This window comes from Megasphaera elsdenii DSM 20460 (assembly GCF_003010495.1).
Lineage (GTDB): Bacteria > Bacillota > Negativicutes > Veillonellales > Megasphaeraceae > Megasphaera > Megasphaera elsdenii.
Map to the genome: position 1 here is coordinate 1,363,667 of NZ_CP027570.1, position 18,528 is coordinate 1,382,194.

Annotated in this window: 19 protein-coding genes; all 19 read left to right on the top strand. The window is 54.8% G+C overall.

Annotation, left to right across the window (positions count from 1 at the left end; translation table 11 throughout):
• Positions 1–9: 9 nt before the first annotated feature.
• The 19 genes from C6362_RS06365 (at position 10) to C6362_RS06460 (ending at position 18,526) form a co-directional block, all read left to right on the top strand.
• A complete protein-coding gene (locus C6362_RS06365) occupies positions 10–1,263 on the top strand; it encodes a BaiN/RdsA family NAD(P)/FAD-dependent oxidoreductase (RefSeq protein WP_014015899.1) in 1,254 nt (417 codons plus the stop codon).
• A complete protein-coding gene (cmk, locus tag C6362_RS06370; RefSeq protein ID WP_014015900.1) occupies positions 1,251–1,919 on the top strand; it encodes a (d)CMP kinase in 669 nt (222 codons plus the stop codon). The genes C6362_RS06365 and cmk overlap by 13 nt, the downstream gene beginning before the upstream one ends.
• Positions 1,919–2,533 carry a lysophospholipid acyltransferase family protein gene (locus tag C6362_RS06375; RefSeq protein ID WP_014015901.1) on the top strand — a complete coding sequence of 205 codons (615 nt, stop codon included), beginning with the start codon at positions 1,919–1,921 and terminating at the stop codon, positions 2,531–2,533. Before cmk ends, C6362_RS06375 begins: the two co-directional genes overlap by 1 nt.
• The gene (locus C6362_RS06380; protein ID WP_014015902.1) at positions 2,530–4,488 is read left to right on the top strand and encodes a bifunctional 4-hydroxy-3-methylbut-2-enyl diphosphate reductase/30S ribosomal protein S1; all 1,959 of its coding nucleotides are present in this window, start codon (positions 2,530–2,532) and stop codon (positions 4,486–4,488) included. Before C6362_RS06375 ends, C6362_RS06380 begins: the two co-directional genes overlap by 4 nt.
• A gap of 69 nt (positions 4,489–4,557) precedes the next feature.
• Positions 4,558–5,889 carry a ribosome biogenesis GTPase Der gene (gene der / locus C6362_RS06385; RefSeq protein ID WP_014015903.1) on the top strand — a complete coding sequence of 444 codons (1,332 nt, stop codon included), beginning with the start codon at positions 4,558–4,560 and terminating at the stop codon, positions 5,887–5,889.
• Complete coding sequence (gene plsY / locus C6362_RS06390) at positions 5,886–6,509, top strand: glycerol-3-phosphate 1-O-acyltransferase PlsY (RefSeq protein WP_014015904.1); 624 nt, start codon at positions 5,886–5,888, stop codon at positions 6,507–6,509. Before der ends, plsY begins: the two co-directional genes overlap by 4 nt.
• Before the next feature lie 54 nt (positions 6,510–6,563).
• Positions 6,564–7,121 (top strand): 16S rRNA (guanine(966)-N(2))-methyltransferase RsmD, encoded by a 558-nt coding sequence (rsmD, locus tag C6362_RS06395; protein WP_014015905.1) that lies wholly within the window; start codon positions 6,564–6,566, stop codon positions 7,119–7,121.
• Between the two features lie 3 nt (positions 7,122–7,124).
• Positions 7,125–7,616, top strand: a complete 492-nt coding sequence (gene coaD, locus C6362_RS06400) for a pantetheine-phosphate adenylyltransferase (protein WP_014015906.1) — start codon at positions 7,125–7,127, stop codon at positions 7,614–7,616.
• A 13-nt stretch (positions 7,617–7,629) separates the two neighbouring features.
• Entirely contained in the window at positions 7,630–8,106 is a 477-nt protein-coding gene (locus C6362_RS06405) for an ATP synthase subunit B family protein (protein WP_014015907.1), read from the top strand.
• A 94-nt stretch (positions 8,107–8,200) separates the two neighbouring features.
• On the top strand, positions 8,201–9,010 hold the full coding sequence (locus C6362_RS12135) for a TrmH family RNA methyltransferase (RefSeq protein ID WP_014015908.1): 810 nt from the start codon (positions 8,201–8,203) through the stop codon (positions 9,008–9,010).
• A gap of 2 nt (positions 9,011–9,012) precedes the next feature.
• Entirely contained in the window at positions 9,013–9,690 is a 678-nt protein-coding gene (larB, locus tag C6362_RS06420) for a nickel pincer cofactor biosynthesis protein LarB (protein ID WP_014015909.1), read from the top strand.
• Position 9,691: 1 nt separating this feature from the next.
• Positions 9,692–10,141, top strand: coding sequence for a nickel pincer cofactor biosynthesis protein LarC2 (gene larC2, locus C6362_RS06425; RefSeq protein ID WP_041647129.1), 450 nt, complete (start codon positions 9,692–9,694; stop codon positions 10,139–10,141).
• Positions 10,142–10,237: 96 nt separating this feature from the next.
• On the top strand, positions 10,238–11,086 hold the full coding sequence (locus C6362_RS06430) for a ChbG/HpnK family deacetylase (protein ID WP_014015911.1): 849 nt from the start codon (positions 10,238–10,240) through the stop codon (positions 11,084–11,086).
• Positions 11,087–11,104: 18 nt separating this feature from the next.
• Positions 11,105–12,037 carry an NAD-dependent epimerase/dehydratase family protein gene (locus C6362_RS06435; RefSeq protein ID WP_014015912.1) on the top strand — a complete coding sequence of 311 codons (933 nt, stop codon included), beginning with the start codon at positions 11,105–11,107 and terminating at the stop codon, positions 12,035–12,037.
• Positions 12,034–12,483 carry an ACT domain-containing protein gene (locus tag C6362_RS06440; RefSeq protein WP_014015913.1) on the top strand — a complete coding sequence of 150 codons (450 nt, stop codon included), beginning with the start codon at positions 12,034–12,036 and terminating at the stop codon, positions 12,481–12,483. The genes C6362_RS06435 and C6362_RS06440 overlap by 4 nt, the downstream gene beginning before the upstream one ends.
• A 23-nt stretch (positions 12,484–12,506) precedes the next feature.
• Complete coding sequence (locus tag C6362_RS06445) at positions 12,507–13,796, top strand: homoserine dehydrogenase (RefSeq protein WP_014015914.1); 1,290 nt, start codon at positions 12,507–12,509, stop codon at positions 13,794–13,796.
• 3 nt (positions 13,797–13,799) lie between these two features.
• Complete coding sequence (thrB, locus tag C6362_RS06450; RefSeq protein WP_014015915.1) at positions 13,800–14,717, top strand: homoserine kinase; 918 nt, start codon at positions 13,800–13,802, stop codon at positions 14,715–14,717.
• Entirely contained in the window at positions 14,714–15,541 is an 828-nt protein-coding gene (nudC, locus tag C6362_RS06455; RefSeq protein WP_014015916.1) for an NAD(+) diphosphatase, read from the top strand. The genes thrB and nudC overlap by 4 nt, the downstream gene beginning before the upstream one ends.
• 321 nt (positions 15,542–15,862) lie before the next feature.
• On the top strand, positions 15,863–18,526 hold the full coding sequence (locus C6362_RS06460) for a valine--tRNA ligase (protein WP_014015917.1): 2,664 nt from the start codon (positions 15,863–15,865) through the stop codon (positions 18,524–18,526).
• Positions 18,527–18,528: the final 2 nt, after the last annotated feature.

Genomic DNA, 18,528 nt, shown 5'->3' on the forward strand with positions numbered 1-18,528 from the left:
GGAGTGCCTATGAAGGAAATACTCGTCATTGGTGCCGGCGCGGCCGGCATCATGGCTGCGCTGGCCGCGGCAGAAGCAGGGGCCAGGGTACATTTATTTGAAAAAAATGATATTGTTGGCAAAAAGCTGGGCATTACCGGCAAGGGCCGCTGCAATCTGACCAATTCCTGCACCATGGCCGATTTCATCGCCCATACGCCGGGACACGGCAAGTTCCTCTACAGCGCTTATGAACAGTTCACCAACCAGGACCTGCTCGACAAGCTGAATGCCTGGGGACTGGCCACCAAGGAAGAACGGGGCGGCCGTATTTTCCCCCAGTCCGACAGTGCCATCGAAGTGCGCAAGCTCTTATACCGCAAGCTATGCCATAAAGGCGTCGACCTCCATCTGAGCGATGCCGTCCACGCCGTCAAGGCCTGGGGCAGCCGCATGGTCGTCAGCGCCGCCTCCGGAAATTATGAAGGCGACGCCTGTATCATCACGACAGGCGGCATGTCCTATCCCGTCACCGGCTCGACGGGCGACGGCTATGACTTTGCCCGCAGCCTGGGCCATAGCGTGACGGAACTGAAGCCGGCCCTCATCCCCTTTACGACGGCTGAAACCTGGCCGCATACCTTGTCGGGGCTGTCCCTGCGCAATGTGGAAGGCTCGCTGTGGAAGCGGGGCAAGAAGATGGCTTCGTATTTCGGAGAAATGCTCTTTACCCATTTCGGCGTATCCGGGCCGATCATCCTCATGCTCAGTATGGCCGCGGCCCATAAGAAGGCCTGCACCTTCCCCATGCAGCTGCGCCTCGACCTCAAGCCGGCCTTGTCAAAGGAAAAGCTCGATGCCCGGCTGCGGCGGGACTTTGAGAAGTACATCCGCAAGGAAGCAGCGAACGCCTTGAAGGATCTCCTGCCACAGCGGCTCATCCCCATCGTCCTCGACCAGGCCGGCATCGCCCGGGACTGTCCGGTCAATCAGATTTCCCGGGAACAGCGGCAGGATCTGGCCGATACTCTCAAGGCCTTGTCTCTGACGGTGACGGGCACGCGTCCTATTGAGGAAGCCATCGTCACGGCCGGCGGCATATCGGTCAAGGAGATCAATCCCAAGACGATGGAGTCGAAACTTGTTCCCCATCTCTATTTTGCCGGAGAAGTCATCGACATCGACGCCTTTACAGGCGGCTATAATCTGCAAGCAGCCTTTTCGACGGGCTTCGTAGCCGGAACGGCGGCTGCTACAAAGGAGTGCATACCATGCGAAAATTAACGGTTGCCATCGATGGGCCGGCCGGAGCCGGGAAAAGCAGTGTCGCCAAGGTCCTGGCCAATCGGGTCCACTATTTGTATATCGATACAGGGGCTATGTACCGCGCCTTTACCTGGGCTGTCCTGGAAAAAGGCATCGACCTTTCGGACGAAAAAGCGGTCCGCGACCTGGTCGATACTATTGATATCCGCCTGGAACCGCAGGCTGATCTGTGCCGCGTCTACGTCGGTTCGACGGAAGTGACCGAAGCCATCCGGACCCAGCGCGTATCTTCTCATGTTTCTGCCGTCGCAGCCCTTGCCGTAGTACGGGAAAAACTGGTAAAATTACAACAGGCCATGGCCCAAGGGGGTGGTGTCATCCTCGACGGCCGCGATATCGGGACAGTCGTCCTGCCCCAGGCGGACCTCAAGATTTTCCTGACGGCTTCTGTCGATTCCCGGGCCCGCCGCCGCTACCTGGAAGTCCAGGCCAAGGGCGGCAGCGAAACGTATGAAGACATCGCTGCCAGCATCGCTGCCCGCGACGATATGGACTCGCACCGGGCCGTGTCGCCGCTGAAGAAGGCCGACGATGCCATCGTCGTCGATAACAGCGACCTCGATTTAGAGCAGACCGCCGACGTCATCCTCGGCCTGATGAAGGAGCGAGGCTGATGCATACCTTTACATACGGCATGATCCGCAAGATTTTCAACCTCGCTACGTATGGCGCCTTGGGCATGGAAGTCATCGGCGAAGAGAATATCCCGGAAAAAGGGCCATTCATCGTCGTCTGCAATCATGCCAGCAATTTTGATCCGCCCCTGCTGGGGACGGCCATGCGCCGTCACTTGATCCATTTCATGGCAAAAGAGGAATTATTCCGCAATCCTCTCATGGGCTGGTTCCTGCGCTATGTCCATACCTTCCCGGTCCATCGCGGTCACATCGACCGCAAAGCCGTCATCGAGTCCTTCCGGGTCTTGAAGAGCGGCGAGGTCCTGGGGATTTTCCCGGAAGGGAAGCGGACGCGGGGCGGCAAAGTCGGTCCTTTCCATGAAGGCTTTGCCGGTATCGCCATCAAGGCCGGCGTCCCGGTCCTGCCGGCGGCGATCGTCAATTCGGAATTTTTGCCGAAAAAGACCGGTCCCGTCCGGGTCATCTTTGGAAAACCCGTGCCGGCACCGGCAGGAAAGGCATCGGATCGCGATTTAGTCAAAGGTTTTTCCGACAAAATCCGCGATATTATCATAGCTATGCAAAATCAGTATAAAGGGGATACTAAATGAAAGTAACTCTCGCTGCGGCCTGTGGCTTTTGTTATGGCGTACGCCGGGCTGTCGAGCTGGCAGGCAAGGCGGAAAAGGGGACTCATACTCTGGGACCCATCATCCACAATCCGCAAGTTGTCGGGCGTTTAGCCGCCCATGGCGTGTCGCCGGTCGACTCGTTGGACGAGGTCGACAAGGGGGCTGTCGTCCTGATCCGCTCCCACGGTGTCGGCCCGGATGTCTATGACCAGGCCGTTCAAAAAGAACTAAAAGTCATAGATGCGACGTGTCCACACGTCAAAAAAGCCCAACAAGACGCTAAAAATATCGTCGAAAAGGGCGAAAATCTCATAATAGTAGGAGAAAAATCCCATCCTGAAGTAATTAGCATTTCACAATGGGGGGCAAATCGTGCTATTATAATAGATAGGGAAGAAGAAGCTGAAAAAATTCCCTTTTGCGATTCTATGGGAGTCGTCGTCCAGACGACGTTCTCTCAAGAGCAATTCAAGCGTATCGCCGCTATCCTGCAACGAAAGACCAATCATCTCGATGTGCATATGACCATATGCACGGCGACGCAGCAGCGTCAGCAGGCAGCGATAGAACTGGCAGGCCATGTGGACGCCATGATCGTCATTGGCGGAAAGAACAGCGCCAACACAGGCCGCCTCGCGCAGGTATGCCGTGAACAGGATTGCCCGACATACCACATCGAAACAGCAGCCGAATTGGATACGGCCTGGTTCCGTGGTATGAATCATATAGGCATTACAGCCGGCGCTTCCACGCCGGATTGGATAATACAGGAGGTTGTTAAGATTATGGAAAATTTGCAAGCTGAAGGCACAGAAGTAATGAGTGAAGAATTGTTGGACAAGTATGACTATGAAGAAAATCCAAAGAAAGGTGACGTGGTCAAAGGCACGGTTATTTCTGTGAATGATGATGCTGCCTATGTTTCCATCGGTACGAAAGCAGAAGCAATCCTGCCGAAAAAGGAAATGGCTGTTCCCGCTCCGGAAAAAGCAAGTGACTTTGTCAAAGTCGGCGACGAACTGACTGTCGAAATCGCCAACAACATTAAAGAAGAAGGAGCTATCGTCGTTTCCCTCGTCAAGATGAAAAAAGTCGAAGACTGGAAAGAAGTCCGCGAAGCTTTTGAAAACGACCAGCTCGTCGAATGTACAGGTAAAGAAACGAACAAGGCTGGCCTTGTCGTTTCCATCAAATCCCTGCGTGGTTTCATTCCCCTTTCCCAGGGCGATATCAAATTCGTTAAATCTTTGGACTATCTCGTAGGCCAGACCTTCCAGGTCAAAGTCATCGACATCGACGAACACAAGAACCGCCTCGTCCTTTCCCGCAAAGCTGTTCTTGAAGCAGAACGCGAAGCAAAACGCGAAGAAGCCCTCAAGCACATCGAAGAAGGCGCTGTCCTCGAAGGCACTGTCGTTAAGATCATGCCCTACGGTGCATTCATCGACCTCGGCGGCGTAGAAGGCCTGCTCCACATTTCCGACATTTCCTGGAAACGCATCAGCTCTGTCGATGCCGTTCTCCATACGGGTGAAAAACTCCAGGTCCTCGTTCAGAAATTCGACCAGGAACGGAACCGCATTTCCTTGTCCTTGAAAGCTCTCCAGAAGAACCCCTGGATCGCTGCTATCGAAAAATTTGAAGTCGGCGATATCGTCAAAGGCGAAGTCAAGAAGCTCCTGCCCTTCGGCGCTATCCTGGCCATCGATCCGGAATTGCAGGGCCTGCTCCACATTTCCGAATTGACGGAAAAACGCGGCGTCGCTGTCAAAGACCTGGTCAACATCGGTGATGTCATGAACGTCAAGATCATCGGCATCGATACGGATAAGAAAAAGATTTCTCTCAGCGTCTTGGCCATTCAGAAAGATGAAGAAGAACAGGAAGTTCGCAACTACCTCGATAACCAGGATAAAGAAGAAGAAAACAACTAAGGTTTCACAAAAAGGGGATAGCCGGGCTGTACCGGTTATCCTTTTTTCGTCTATAGAAAGGATTCTGCCATGTACAAACCCCTAGTCGCTGTCGTCGGGCGCCCGAACGTCGGTAAATCGACGCTTTTCAATGCCATCGTCAAGAAGCGCATTTCTATCGTCGAAGACATCCCCGGCGTAACACGCGACCGCATTTATTTCGACGCCGAATGGCTCGGCCAGGAATTTACCATGATCGATACGGGCGGCATCGAATTTGTCGATTCGGATAACCATATCTTCACCAGCATGCGGTATCAGGCTGAACTGGCCATCCGCGAAGCCGACGTCATCCTCTACGTTGTCGACGGCAAAGTCGGCGTCCAGCCTCAGGATGAAGAAATTGCCCACATCCTCCGCTCGTGCGGCAAGCCGGTCATCCTGGTTGTCAACAAGATCGACAGCGTCGAACAAGAAATGAATATCTACGAATTTTACAGCCTCGGCTTAGGCGACCCGATCGGCGTCTCCGCCGTCAACCTGATGAACCTCGGCGACCTCCTCGATGAAGTCCTGAAGTATATCAAGAAAGTCCCGGCTATAGACGATGACGATGAAGCTATCCACATCGCCCTCGTCGGCCGGCCGAATGTCGGCAAGTCGTCCCTGACCAATGCTCTCTTAGGGCAGGACCGGGTCATCGTCAGCAACGTCCCCGGGACGACGCGCGATTCCATCGACACCCACTGGTCCTATGAAGGGACGGATTTCGTCCTCATCGATACGGCCGGCATGCGCCGTAAAGCCAAGATCGACTTGCCTGTCGAACGCTACAGCGTCGTCCGGGCCCTGCGCGCCGTCGACCGGTCGGACATCGCCGTCCTGGTCATCGATGCTACAGAAGGCGTGACCGAACAGGATACGAAGATCGCCGGCTACGTCCATGAAGCGGGCAAGGGCTGCATCATCGTCGTCAACAAATGGGACCTCATCGAAAAGGATAGCAAGACGAGCCATAAATTCGAAGAAGATATCCGCCGCGAACTGGCCTTCCTCCAGTATGCGCCTATCCTCTTCGCCTCGGCCCTGACCAAGCAGCGCATCAACCGCCTGGCCGATATGGTCAAGTTCGTATCGGAACAGCAGCACATGCGCGTGTCGACGAGTGTCCTCAATGAACTCATCGAAGATGCTCAGCTGACTAATCCGCCGCCGGCCAAGGGCGGCAAGCTGCTCAAGATTTACTACATGACCCAGGCTTCGGTCCAGCCGCCGACGTTCATCCTCTTCGTCAATGAACCGCAGCTCATGCATTTTTCGTACCTGCGCTTCCTGGAAAACCGCCTGCGTGAAACCTTCGGCTTCGAAGGGACGCCGATCCGGCTCATCCTGCGCGGGAAAAAGGACGGTGAAAGCTTATGATGCTCGGCATCCTCTGCTTGGTGCTGGCCTATATCGCCGGGTCTTTCCCGAGCGGCCTGGTCATCGGCAAGACCTTGTATCATACGGACCCCAGGGAATACGGCAGCCATAATACGGGGGCGACCAATGCCTACCGCGTCTTCGGTGCCGCCGGCGGCCTGCTGGTCCTCATCTGCGATGTCGCCAAGGGGATGCTCGGCGTCTACCTCGGCCAGGTCGCCAGCCAGATGGGCCTTGGCAGTGCAGACACGCAGATTTACTTCATGATTGCCGGCGGCCTGCTGGCCATCATCGGCCATTCATGTTCGATTTTCCTCAAGTTCAAAGGCGGTAAGGGCGTCGCCACCGGCCTGGGCATCATCTTGTTCCTGGCTCCGTGGGAAACGCTCATCGTCTTCTGCGTCTGGGCTGTCATCGTCGCCTTGACGCGCATCGTCTCCCTCGGTTCCATCGTAGCGGCCATCTTGGTCCCCATTACCATGTACTTTTTCAACGAACCCCTGCCGCTGACGATTTTCGGCCTGCTGGCAGCTCTGCTGGTCGTCGTGCGCCATAAAGATAATATCATCCGCCTCCTGCACGGCAAGGAACTGAAGGTCGAACGAATTAAGAAAAAATAGATTGATATGTACTAAAAAACGTGTATAATTAATTATGTACGAGCAGGTGATCCTATGAGAATCATATCTGGCAGTGCCAGAGGGCGGGTCCTGAAGTCCCCGAAGGGCATGCTGACCCGGCCGACACTGGACCGTACACGGGAAAGTCTTTTCAACATCCTGGAAAGCAGCGGCGGCCTGCGTGGTGCCGCTGTCCTCGATATCTTTGCCGGTACGGGTGCCTTGGGGCTGGAAGCGCTGAGCCGCGGTGCGGCGTCGGCCGTCTTTATCGACCACTACACACAGCAGCTCATCCGTCAGAATGCAGCCCTCTGCGGCTTTGCAGACTGCGTCGAAGTGCTGCGCCTTAATTCGGCGAAAGCCCTGGCACGGCTGCAGGGGCGCAAATTTGATTACATCTTTGCGGACCCGCCGTATAATAAAAATTTGGTGAACGATACAATCGCGTTGATAGGTGAATACGATTTGCTGGCTCCGGGAGGACTGATCCTGATGGAATACAGCCGGAACGAAGGTATAACGGAGAGCCCATTGTATGAGGTCATCAGAGAAAAATCCTATGGGAAAGACACGCGGATCGCTTTTATCCGCCGTCGTCAGGAAGGAGTCTAAAAAGTGCGAATCGGTATTTGTCCCGGCAGTTTTGATCCTGTCACCAATGGACACATTGACATTTTTGAACGGGGGAGCCAGCTTGTCGACAAGCTCATCGTCGCTGTCTTTGAGAATCCGTCGAAGAAACCCTTGTTCTCGATGGCAGAGCGGGAGGAAATGTTGCGGGAAACGACGAAACACATCCCGAACATCGAAGTCGTCAGCTTCCATGGCCTGCTCAACCAATATGCCATCGAACACGGTGCGACTATCATCATCCGCGGCCTGCGGGCCCTGAGCGATTTTGAATACGAATTCCAGCGGGCCCTGCTCATGAAGAAGGTAGAACCGCGTATCGAAACGGTATTTATCATGACGAGTACCCAGTATTCCTATATCAGCTCGACGGGTATCCGTGAACTGGCCTGCTTCGGCGGCAAGCTCGATGACATGGTTCCCGATTATGTCGAAAAGAAACTGAAAGAGAAGTTTGCAGACAAGTACAATGCTTAGGAGTGGAGAATACATGAATTCGGATAAACTGTTAGAAGATTTGGAAAGCTTGGTAATGAATGCATCGAAGATGCCCTTTTCCAATAAAAAGATGGTCGAAGAAGAAGAAATCCTTCAGATCATCGATGACTTGAAAGAATCCATGCCGGCCGAATTGGAACAGGCCAAGAAGGTTTTGGCTGAAAAAGATAAGATTATTTCCGATGCCCAGCATCATGCCGAAAGCATGGTCGCCCAGGCCAAGGATTATATTGCCAAATTGACAGAAGAAAGTGAACTGGTCCGCCAGGCACAGGAACATGCCAACCAGATCATCCAGAACGCCAACGATTCGTCGGAACAGCTGAAGAACAGCTCCATTACCTATGCCGGCGATGTCCTTAAATACGTTGAATCGACATTGGAAAAGACCTTGTCCAGCATTCAGCAGAACCGCGAAAGCCTGCTCAAGAACAACGGACACCAGGATGACAAGCCGGATCAGCAGTAACCATGGCTTATACGAGAGGGACTGTCGCATGAAAGCTTTGACTATCATGCGAGGTCCCTTTTTTTATCCGCACGGCGGGTAGATAGGAGGAACTATGAACGAAATTACGTCCCGCGACAACCAGTGGGTCAAGATGGCCTGTTCCCTGAAGCAAAAGAAAGGCCGTCAGGCCCATCAGCGCGTCTTTGTCGAAGGCCTGCGGGTCATCGCCGACGCGGCGGCCATGAACATTCCCGATGCCATCTGCTTCGTCTCGGAAAAGGGGCGGGGCCTGGATGGATTTGAAGCCCTCTATGCCAAAGGCATCGAACTGGGCTGGACGTTTTATGCCGTCACCGACAGCGTCTATGATAAACTGAAAGACACGAAGACGCCGCAGGGACTGGCGGCCATGCTGCCTTTCTTTGCCTATACTTTCGACAGCCTGCCGGCCATTGCGCCGGAAAAAGCCGTCCTTTACCTGCGTTCCATCCAGGATCCGGGCAATCTGGGGACGATCCTGCGCACGGCTGCCGCTGCCAACGCCGGTGCCGTCCTGCTCAGTGAAGGCAGTGTCGACGTCTACAACGATAAGACGATCCGCAGTGCCATGGGGGCCATCTTCAAGGTCCCTGTTGTCCAGGATGTGACAGACGAACAGCTGGACCAGTTCTGTGCCGATGAAGACCGCCAGGTCTACGGCACGGCGCCGGAAGGCAGTATCTCTTATGTCGATGCCGATTACAGCCAGCCCGTCATCCTGGCCTTCGGCAATGAAGGCAACGGCCTGCCGGAACCGTTCCTGGCCTGCTGTGATGACGTACTGACCATTCCCATGCGGCTGGATACGGAATCGCTGAACTTGTCCATGTCGGTCGGCATCGTCTTGTATAAGGCATGGGAAAAGAATGGTTTTAAGGAGTAATCATGGAAGACAAGAAAGAGACCCTCGATTTGGGCTTTGCAAAACTGGACTTGCAGCGTGAAGCGCGCTGCGGCTTCCCGGAAGTCGTCTACTGTGCCGGCAAGACCGTCGGCCAGTCGGTACAGATTCTGGACGTCCTCATGGATAAATATGACAATGTCATCGGCACGCGGGCTGATAAGGCCGTCTACGACGCCTTGATTTCCCGCCATCCCGCTGCTCAGTACGACCCGCTGGCCCGCATGGTCTACCAGCATAAGGACAAGACTGTCGTCAATGGCGACCGCCTTATTTCGGTCATCACAGCCGGGACCAGCGATATCCCCATCGCCGAAGAAGCGGCACTGACGGCAGAAATCATGGGCAACCGCGTCGAACGCATTTACGATGTCGGCGTCGCCGGCATACACCGTCTCCTGGCCCGCGTCGACGACATCCGTCAGGCTAACGTCAACATCGTCGTCGCCGGTATGGAAGGGGCCCTGGCCAGTGTCGTCGGCGGCCTGGTCGATAAGCCGGTCATCGCCGTGCCGACCAGTATCGGCTATGGCGCCAATTTCCACGGCCTGTCGGCCCTGCTGGCTATGCTCAACAGCTGTGCTGCCGGCGTGTCCGTCGTCAATATCGATAACGGGTTTGGCGCCGGCCGCCTGGCCGATACGATGAATCGATTGAGGTGAGATGATGGAAACGTTATGGCAGCTGGAAGCCAATATCGACGACATGAATCCGCAGAATATGGAATACGTCTTTTCCCTCATCCTGGAACAGGGAGCCAACGACGTCTGGGCCATGCCCATGATGATGAAGAAAGGGCGCATGGCGTCCATGCTCTGCGTCTTGTGCCGGCAGGAACTCATCGACCCCCTCATCGGCGTCATCGTCAGGGAGACGACGTCCATCGGCGTCCGCTTTTTCCCTGTGACCCGCCTGGCCTGTGACCGGCTCATCACGACGGTCCGCGTCGACGGCCGCGACCTGCACTGCAAGGTCTGCCGCTATGGCGGCAAGGTCGTCAACATTTCCGCTGAATACGATGATTGCCGGGCCGCTGCCGCTGAAACCGGGACGCCCTTGAAGGAGTGGCAGCGTAAAGTGAAGGAAGCGGCGTACCGGCAATTTAGGGAATAGAATGGGCAAAGGATATTGTCAAAATACGATTGTCCATGTATAATAGTCATTAAGCTCATTATGTAGTACGTCCTGGAAGGACGGGGAGTTTGCAAGATGAATAGAGTCATCATTAATGCCGATGATTTCGGCATCCATACAGAAGTCAATCAGGCCGTCATCGAAGCCTGCGGACAGGGTGTCCTGACCAGTACATCCCTGCTGGCCAACGGCCCGGCTTTTGACCAGGCCGTCGACCTGGTCCGGAAGTGTCCGAAACTGGGCATCGGCATCCATCTCAGCCTGGTCGGGTCCCTGCCGACGGTCTTGTCGGCCAAGGAAGTACCGACCCTGGTCCAGTCCGACGGCCTGCTGCCGGAAAGTTATACGGAAGTCATCAAGCGGGCCTGCCAGGGGAAACTCGATTACGGCCAGGTCTACCGGGAGTTCGATGCCCAGATGGAAAAGATCATGGCGACGGGCCTTCCCATCGACCACCTGGACAGTCACCAGCACCTGCACGTCCTGCCGCAGATCTGGTCCATTGTCCAGTCACTGATGATGAAATACGGCATCCACCGCCTGCGCATCCCCAGGGAAGCGTATTCCTATAAGGTACTGTCGGCCAATCCCGTGCGCATTGCCGGCCGCGACGGCCTGACCTATCTGTCCCGGAAGGCCATGACTTCGGTCCGGCGCCTGCACTTCACGACGACCGATTTTTTCTGGGGTATGGTCGACGGTGGCCATATGACAGAAAGCAATCTGCACTATCTCATCGACAGGCTACCTTTTGGGACCCATGAAATCATGATGCATCCAGGACGGAGTACGGCTGTCCTCAGCCAGTCCTTTGCCTGGGGCTATCATTGGCAGGATGAATTTCAGGCCCTGCTGTCGCCGGAAATCCGCCGTCAGCTGGAAGCCAAACAGATTGAACTCATTACTTACGGTGACCTGCCGTAGGGATTGGAGGTCTTATCTTTGCATATCTTAGTTACCGGTGGGGCCGGTTTCATCGGTTCCCACCTCGTCGACGCCTTGCTGGAAGCCGGCCACGACGTGACGGTCTTCGACAACCTGAGTACGGGCTGCCGGGACCAGGTCCCGGAACAGGCCCGGTTCGTTCAAGGCGATATCCGCGATGAAGCGGCATTGAAGGCACTCTTTGGGGAAGGCCATTTCGACGTCGTCTTCCATGAAGCCGCCCAGACGCAGGTCTCGTACTCCCTGGCCCATCCCCGGGAAGATGCGGAACTGAATGTCCTCGGCCTGATCAACGTCCTGGAACAGTGCCGCCGACAGGGCGTACAGAAATTCATTTATTCGTCGTCGGCTGCCGTCTACGGCGACAATCCCAAAGTCCCGCTGGACGAGTCGGAACCGCTGGCTCCGGCATCATTCTACGGCCTGACGAAAGTGACGGCGGAAAAATATATCCAGCTCTATGGCGACCTGTTCGGTCTTCCCTATGCCATCCTGCGCTACGCCAATGTATACGGTGAACGCCAGGGAAACGGCGGGGAAGGCGGCGTCGTCGGCCTCTTTGCCAGGGCCCTGGCCCGCGGGGAAGATTTAACGATTTTCGGCGATGGCGAACAGTCCCGTGATTTCGTCTACGTCAAGGACGTGGCCCGGGCCAATGTGGCCGCCATAGACGGCGAGGTACCTTCGGGAATCTATAACATCAGCACCCAGATCGAAACGACCATCAATGCGCTGAAAGAAATCCTGTTGTATTTCTCCCATGCCGGCGTGGCCGTTTCCTATGGAGAAGCCCGGAAAGGCGATATCTTCCGGTCATCCCTGGCCAACGGCAAGGCGAGAGAACATCTCCGCTGGCGGCCGAAGATGAAACTCATGCCGGGACTCATGGCGACGTATCAGTATTTTATCGAGAAGGAGGAGCAGGCGTGAAAGAAGACAGCAACCATAAATTTTACTTGGTCCGCGAAGACATTTTGCCCGAAGCCATCAAGAAGACCATCAAGGTCAAAGAAATCCTCAAGCATCATCAGACGCGCACGATCAACGAAGCCGTCCGCATGATGGATTTGAGCCGCAGTGCGTACTATAAATATAAGGACTATGTCTTTCCTTTTTACGATGTTACGCAGGGGAAAATCGTTACCCTGTCGGTCATGATCTTCGACCGGCCCGGGGAATTGTCGCAAGTACTCAACACGGTCGCTGCCAATAACGGCAGTATCCTGACCATCAACCAGGGGATTCCCTTGCAGGGAATGGCTGATGTCAGCTTATCCATCGAAACTAAGGATATGACCGTTCCTGTCGATGAATTGATCAAAACGTTGGAAAAGCTGTCCGGTGTCAGCAAAGTAGATATCATCGGACAAGCGTAAGATAAAAAAGGGGGAGTAGGCTCATGAAAAATGTTTCCATTGCCTTGTTAGGATGCGGTACGGTCGGGAAAGGGGTCGTCGACTTACTGGCCATGAATGGTCCGCTCATTGAAGAACAGCTCGATACGAAAATCAACATCAAGCGGGTCCTCATCCGCGATTTGAATAAGTATGAACAGATGGAAGACTTACCCGATTCCATCCAGTTCACGACGGATTTCAACGACATCATCGACGACGATGAAATCGAAATCGTCGTCGAAGTCATGGGCAGTGCCGACTTTGCCAAGGACTGCATCGAACAGTGCTTCCTGCGCGGCAAGAGCGTCATCAGCGCCAATAAGGACCTCATCGCCGATTACGGTATTCCGCTGCTGAAATTGTCCCAGCAGCACAACGTGGACTTCCAGTTCGAAGCCAGCGTCGCCGGCGGTATCCCTATCGTCCGTCCCATGTATTCGTCGCTCAACAGCAACCGTATCGAAGAAATCATCGGTATCATGAACGGCACGACGAACTTCATCTTGTCCAACATGACGGCCCACGGCTCGTCCTATGAAGACGTCCTCAAAGAAGCCCAGGAAAAAGGCTATGCCGAAGCGGACCCGACGAACGATGTCAGCGGTTACGATGCAGCCCGCAAGATCGCCATCCTGGCCACGCTGGGCTTCCATTCGGCTGTGACCTTCAACGATGTCCACGTAGAAGGCATTGAAAACATTGCCAAAGAAGATATTGAACATGCCACGGAAATGGGCTATGTCATCAAGCTCCTGGCCATTGCCCGCCAGGATGAAGACGGCATTTCCCTCAACGTCCATCCGTCCTTTATCCGCAAAGGTCATCCGCTGGCCAACGTCGACGGTGCCTACAACGCCGTCTGCGTCCGCGGCAACTGTGTCGGCGACGTCATGTTCTACGGCCAGGGGGCCGGTTCCCTGCCGACGGCCAGCGCCGTTGTCAGCGATGTCATGAACGTCATCCTTCACCGTAACCTGCAGATGACCGGCAAACGGGGCTATGTCTGGCACGAAGCAAAATTGAAGCCTCAGGCCGACATCGCTTCGCCGTACTACATCCGCATGATTGTCAACAACGCTCCCGGCGTTTTGGCAGCCGTCTCCAAGGTCCTGGCAGAGAACAATATCAGCATCCGTTCCCTCATCCAGAAAGACGAAACGGCAGAAATCGCTGAAATCGTCATCCTCATCGACAAATCGGCAGCCGGTCTGGTCCAGGCTTCGCTCCAGAAGATCGAAGAGTTATCGTGCGTTCGCAAGATTGCGAATGCCATTCGTGTAATCGAGGTGTAAGAAATGACAAAAACGCTGCACGCACAGATCCCGGCCACGTCGGCTAACGTCGGCTCCGGCTTTGATGCCGTCGGGATTGCGCTGACTTTGTATAATGACATTTATTTTACGGAAGAACCGGATAAAGATACGATTACTGTCGAAATAGAAGGCTTGGGAGCCAATTCCTTACCCCGTGATTTCAATGAAAACATGGTCGGTCAGGCGATGAAGGCCGTCGCCATCAAGAACCGCCAGCCCCTTCCCAAGGGCGGTACGCTGCGGCTGGTCAATGCCATTCCGCCAGCCCGCGGTCTGGGCAGCAGTTCGGCAGCTCTCGTCGGCGGCATCCTCATCGGCAATGCTCTGACAGGTAATAAGATGACCCGCGAAGATATGCTGACCATGGCTACCGTCCTCGAAGGCCATCCCGATAACGTGGCTCCTGCCATTTACGGCGGCTTGTCCGTTTCTATTATGGTCGACGGCAAGACCTTGACCAATTCCATTCCCATCGACAATGACCTGTCTTTTATCGCAGTCAGTCCGGAAGTCGAAGTTTCGACGGAAGAAGCCCGCAAGGCCCTGCCCAAGACCATCGACTATCAGAGCGCTGTCTTCAACGTCAGCCGCGTCAGCTTCCTCGTATCTTCTCTGTTTACGAAACAGTATGACCGCATTGCCTACGGCTTGCAGGATAAATTGCACGTGCCTTACCGCATCCGCCTCATCCCCAGCGGCGATCAGGTCCTTCAGAAAGCTATCGAAGCCGGTGCCTTGGGAGCTACTATCAGCGGATCCGGCTCGACGCTCATCGCCTTTGCCACGGATCAGGAAGTACAGATCATGGATGCCATGATTAACTGCTTCAATGACCACGGCATTGCCGCTACCGGCCATATCCTGAAATGCAGCAATGAAGGAGCTAAGCTCGCCGAATGATACAAGATATTGGAAATCATACGTACCATGTCGAATACCACCCAGTGCCACTGGCGCAGGATGGTATTCTGCTGTCTTATCAGGGCCGCAAGGTCTTGGTTCGGATTACCGGGGAAAAAGAGTTTACCTACCCTGTCTACAGCGATTATGCTGATGTTGATAGGGGACAGTTCCGCTGGCTCTTTGCCGAAGACAAGGCTCAGTTTTACCTGGCTAAGGAAGCCCTGCCGGAACGGGATGGCTTTGCTTACGTCTCTATCAACTTCATGCGCGCTGCCCGGCCGCGTTACCTGGCCTTTGCCGGCATCGCCGGGTTATCCCTGCATAACTGGTACAGCAACCACATTTTCTGCGGCCACTGCGGCCGTCCCATGGCACACAGCGAGAGTGAACGCATGGTGCACTGCGACCATTGCCATACCATGATCTATCCCCGCATCTGCCCGGCCGTCATCGTCGCCGTCCGTCACGGCGATAAACTCCTGGTCTCGAAGTACGCCGGCCGGGAATATAAGAATATCGCCTTGCTGGCTGGCTTTGCCGAAGTCGGCGAAACCATCGAAGAGACGGTTCATCGGGAAGTCATGGAAGAAGTGGGCATCAAGGTCAAGAATCTGCAGTTCTACAAGAGCCAGCCCTGGTGCTTTACGGATACGCTCCTCTTTGGCTTCTTCTGCGACCTCGACGGCGATGATACGTTGAAAGTCGACCACGGTGAACTGGCCACGGCCGGCTGGATCGACCGGCAGGACATTCCGGAAGACACGGAAAAAGCCAGCCTGACCATGGAAATGATGACTTTATTCAAACAAGGGGTCTATTGATTTTACGCGGAGATACCTTGACAGGCCCAGGTAAAATTGCTACAATGTTTATCACATAAAGGCGATGAGCGGAAGAAGCTTTACTTCTTTTTGTCAGCGAGATGCCAGAAATGGTGCGAGGGCATCCAAAGAGGGTAGGGCGCGTCACCCGGGAGCCGGCAGGAGGAAAGGCCTGCCCGTCCAGCAGACGTTACCTGTGCCATGAAGCGGTCGCGCAAGCGGCAAATTAGGTGGTACCGCGGAAGATTCAGCATTCTTTCGTCCTAAGGAATACCCTTAGGCGAGGGAATGCTCTTTTTTTGTTTTGGAGGGAAAACACAGATGAAATGGAATAAGGAACAGTTAGGCGCTTACGCACCGAACGACATTGAAATGTCCTGGTATGATTTTTGGGAAAAGAATGGCTACTTCCATCAGGATCCGGATCCGAGCAAAGAACCGTTCAGCATCGTCATGCCGCCGCCGAACGTCACGGGCCAGCTTCACATGGGCCATGCCCTGGACAATACCCTGCAGGATATCCTCGTCCGCTTCAAGCGCATGGAAGGCTATAACGTCGCCTGGATCCCTGGCACAGACCACGCCGGCATCGCGACGCAGGTCAAAGTCGAACAGCAGCTGGCCAAAGAAGAAGGCAAGTCCCGCTACGATATCGGCCGCGAAGAATTCTTGAAGCGCGTCTGGGCCTGGAAGGAACAGTACGGCAGCCGCATCGAAAAACAGGTCCGCCGCCTCGGTTCTTCCTGCGACTGGAGCCGCAAGCGCTTCACCATGGACGACACCTGTGCCCGCGCCGTCCGCGAAGTCTTCGTCACGCTTTACGAAAAGGGCCTCATTTATCAGGGCCAGCGCATCACCAACTGGTGCCCGCACTGCCATACGGCCCTGTCGGACATCGAAGTTGACCATTCCGACGTGCAAGGCCATCTGTGGTACATCAAATACCCTGTTGTCGGTGAAGACGACTATATCATGATTGCCACGACTCGTCCGGAAACAATCATGGGCGATACGGCTGTTGCCGTCAACCCGGCTGATGATCGCATGAAGAAGTATATCGGCAAGAAAGTCGTCGTCCCCCTCGTCGACCGCGAAGTCGAAGTCATTGCTGACGATTACGTCGATATCGGCTTTGGTACTGGCGCCGTCAAGATTACGCCGGCTCACGACCCGAACGACTTTGAAATGGGCCAGCGCCATAACCTGGAATCCATCATGATCATGAACCTCGACGGTACGATGAACGAAAAAGCCGGTGCGAAATACAACGGCATGACCCGTGAAGATTGCCGTAAAGCCGTCGTCGCTGACTTGAAAGAATTGGGCCTCCTCGATCATATCGAAGAATTGACCCATGCCGTCGGCCATTGCTCGCGCTGCAAGACGACGGTCGAACCCTTCGTCACCAAGCAGTGGTTCGTAAAGATGAAACCGCTGACCGAAGCAGCCCTCAAAGCCGTCGAAGATGGCCACACGAAATTCATCCCGGATCGTTTCGTCAAGATTTACAACCATTGGCTGGAAGATGTCCACGACTGGTGCATCAGCCGCCAACTCTGGTGGGGCCATCAGATCCCTGTCTGGTACTGCGACGACTGCGGCAAGTCCTCGGTTAGCCGGGAAGATATTACGGAATGTCAGCACTGCCACAGCAAAAACATCCACCGCGACCCGGACGTCCTCGATACATGGTTCAGCTCGGCCCTCTGGCCTTTCTCGACAATGGGCTGGCCTGATAAGACGCCGGATCTCCAGCAGTTCTTCCCGACCAGCGTCCTGGTCACGGGCTATGACATCATCTTCTTCTGGGTTGCCCGCATGATGTTCATGACCTGTGAATTCATGAAGGATATTCCCTTCAAGAACGTTTTCATCCACGGTCTGGTCCGCGATAGCCAGGGCCGCAAGATGAGTAAATCCCTGGGCAATGGCATCGATCCCCTGGGCGTCTGCGAACAGTACGGCGCCGACGCCCTGCGCTTCACCTTGGTTACAGGCAACACACCGGGCAACGACATGCGCTTCTACATGGAACGCGTCGAAGCCAACCGCAACTTTGCCAATAAGATTTGGAACGCCTCGAAATTCGTCATCATGAACCTCGGCGATTTCGATGAAAACTTCGTTCCCGAAGATAAAGACCTGACCCTGGCCGACCGCTGGATCCTCACGTCCTTCAATGAAACCGTCACGAAAGTCACGGAAGACCTCGATAAATTTGAACTCGGCGACGCTGCCGATGCCGTTTACAACTTCATCTGGAACTCCTACTGCGACTGGTACATCGAACTGGCTAAGAAGCGCCTCTATCAGGCTGCAAGCGAACGGGACAAACATACGGTTCAGTACGTCCTGGTCTATGTCCTGACGCATACCCTGGAAATGCTCCATCCCTTCATGCCTTTCGTTACGGAACATCTCTGGCAGCACCTGCCTCACGAAGGCGAAAGCATCATCGTCGCTCCTTGGCCGAAGACGCAGGATAAATGGAACTTCCCGGCCGATGCCGCTACCATGAATACCATGATGGAAGCCATCAAGGGCATCCGTAACCTCCGTGCCGAATCGAACGTCCCCATGGGCAAAAAGGCTCCGGTCATCCTGGCCCCGGCTACGGAAGACATGGCTCAGACTTTGAAGACCTACGAAGATTACTTCCATACTCTGGCCTTTGCCGATAAAGTAACTCTCCTGGCTGCCGGCGATGCTAAACCGGAAAATGCCGTCGTCGCCGTCGTCCCGGGCATTGAAGTCTACTTACAGCTCAAAGACCTCATCGACGTAGAAAAAGAAACGGCCCGTGTCCAGAAGGAACAGGAAAAGCTCCAGAAGGAAATCGCCCGCCTCGACAAGAAATTGTCCAACCAGGGCTTCCTGTCGAAAGCACCGGCAGCGGTCGTCGAAAAAGAAAAGGGCAAACTTGCCGATTACCAGGAAAAGATGGCTGCCTTGACTAAGCGTATGGAAGACCTGGCTAAACTCTAAGG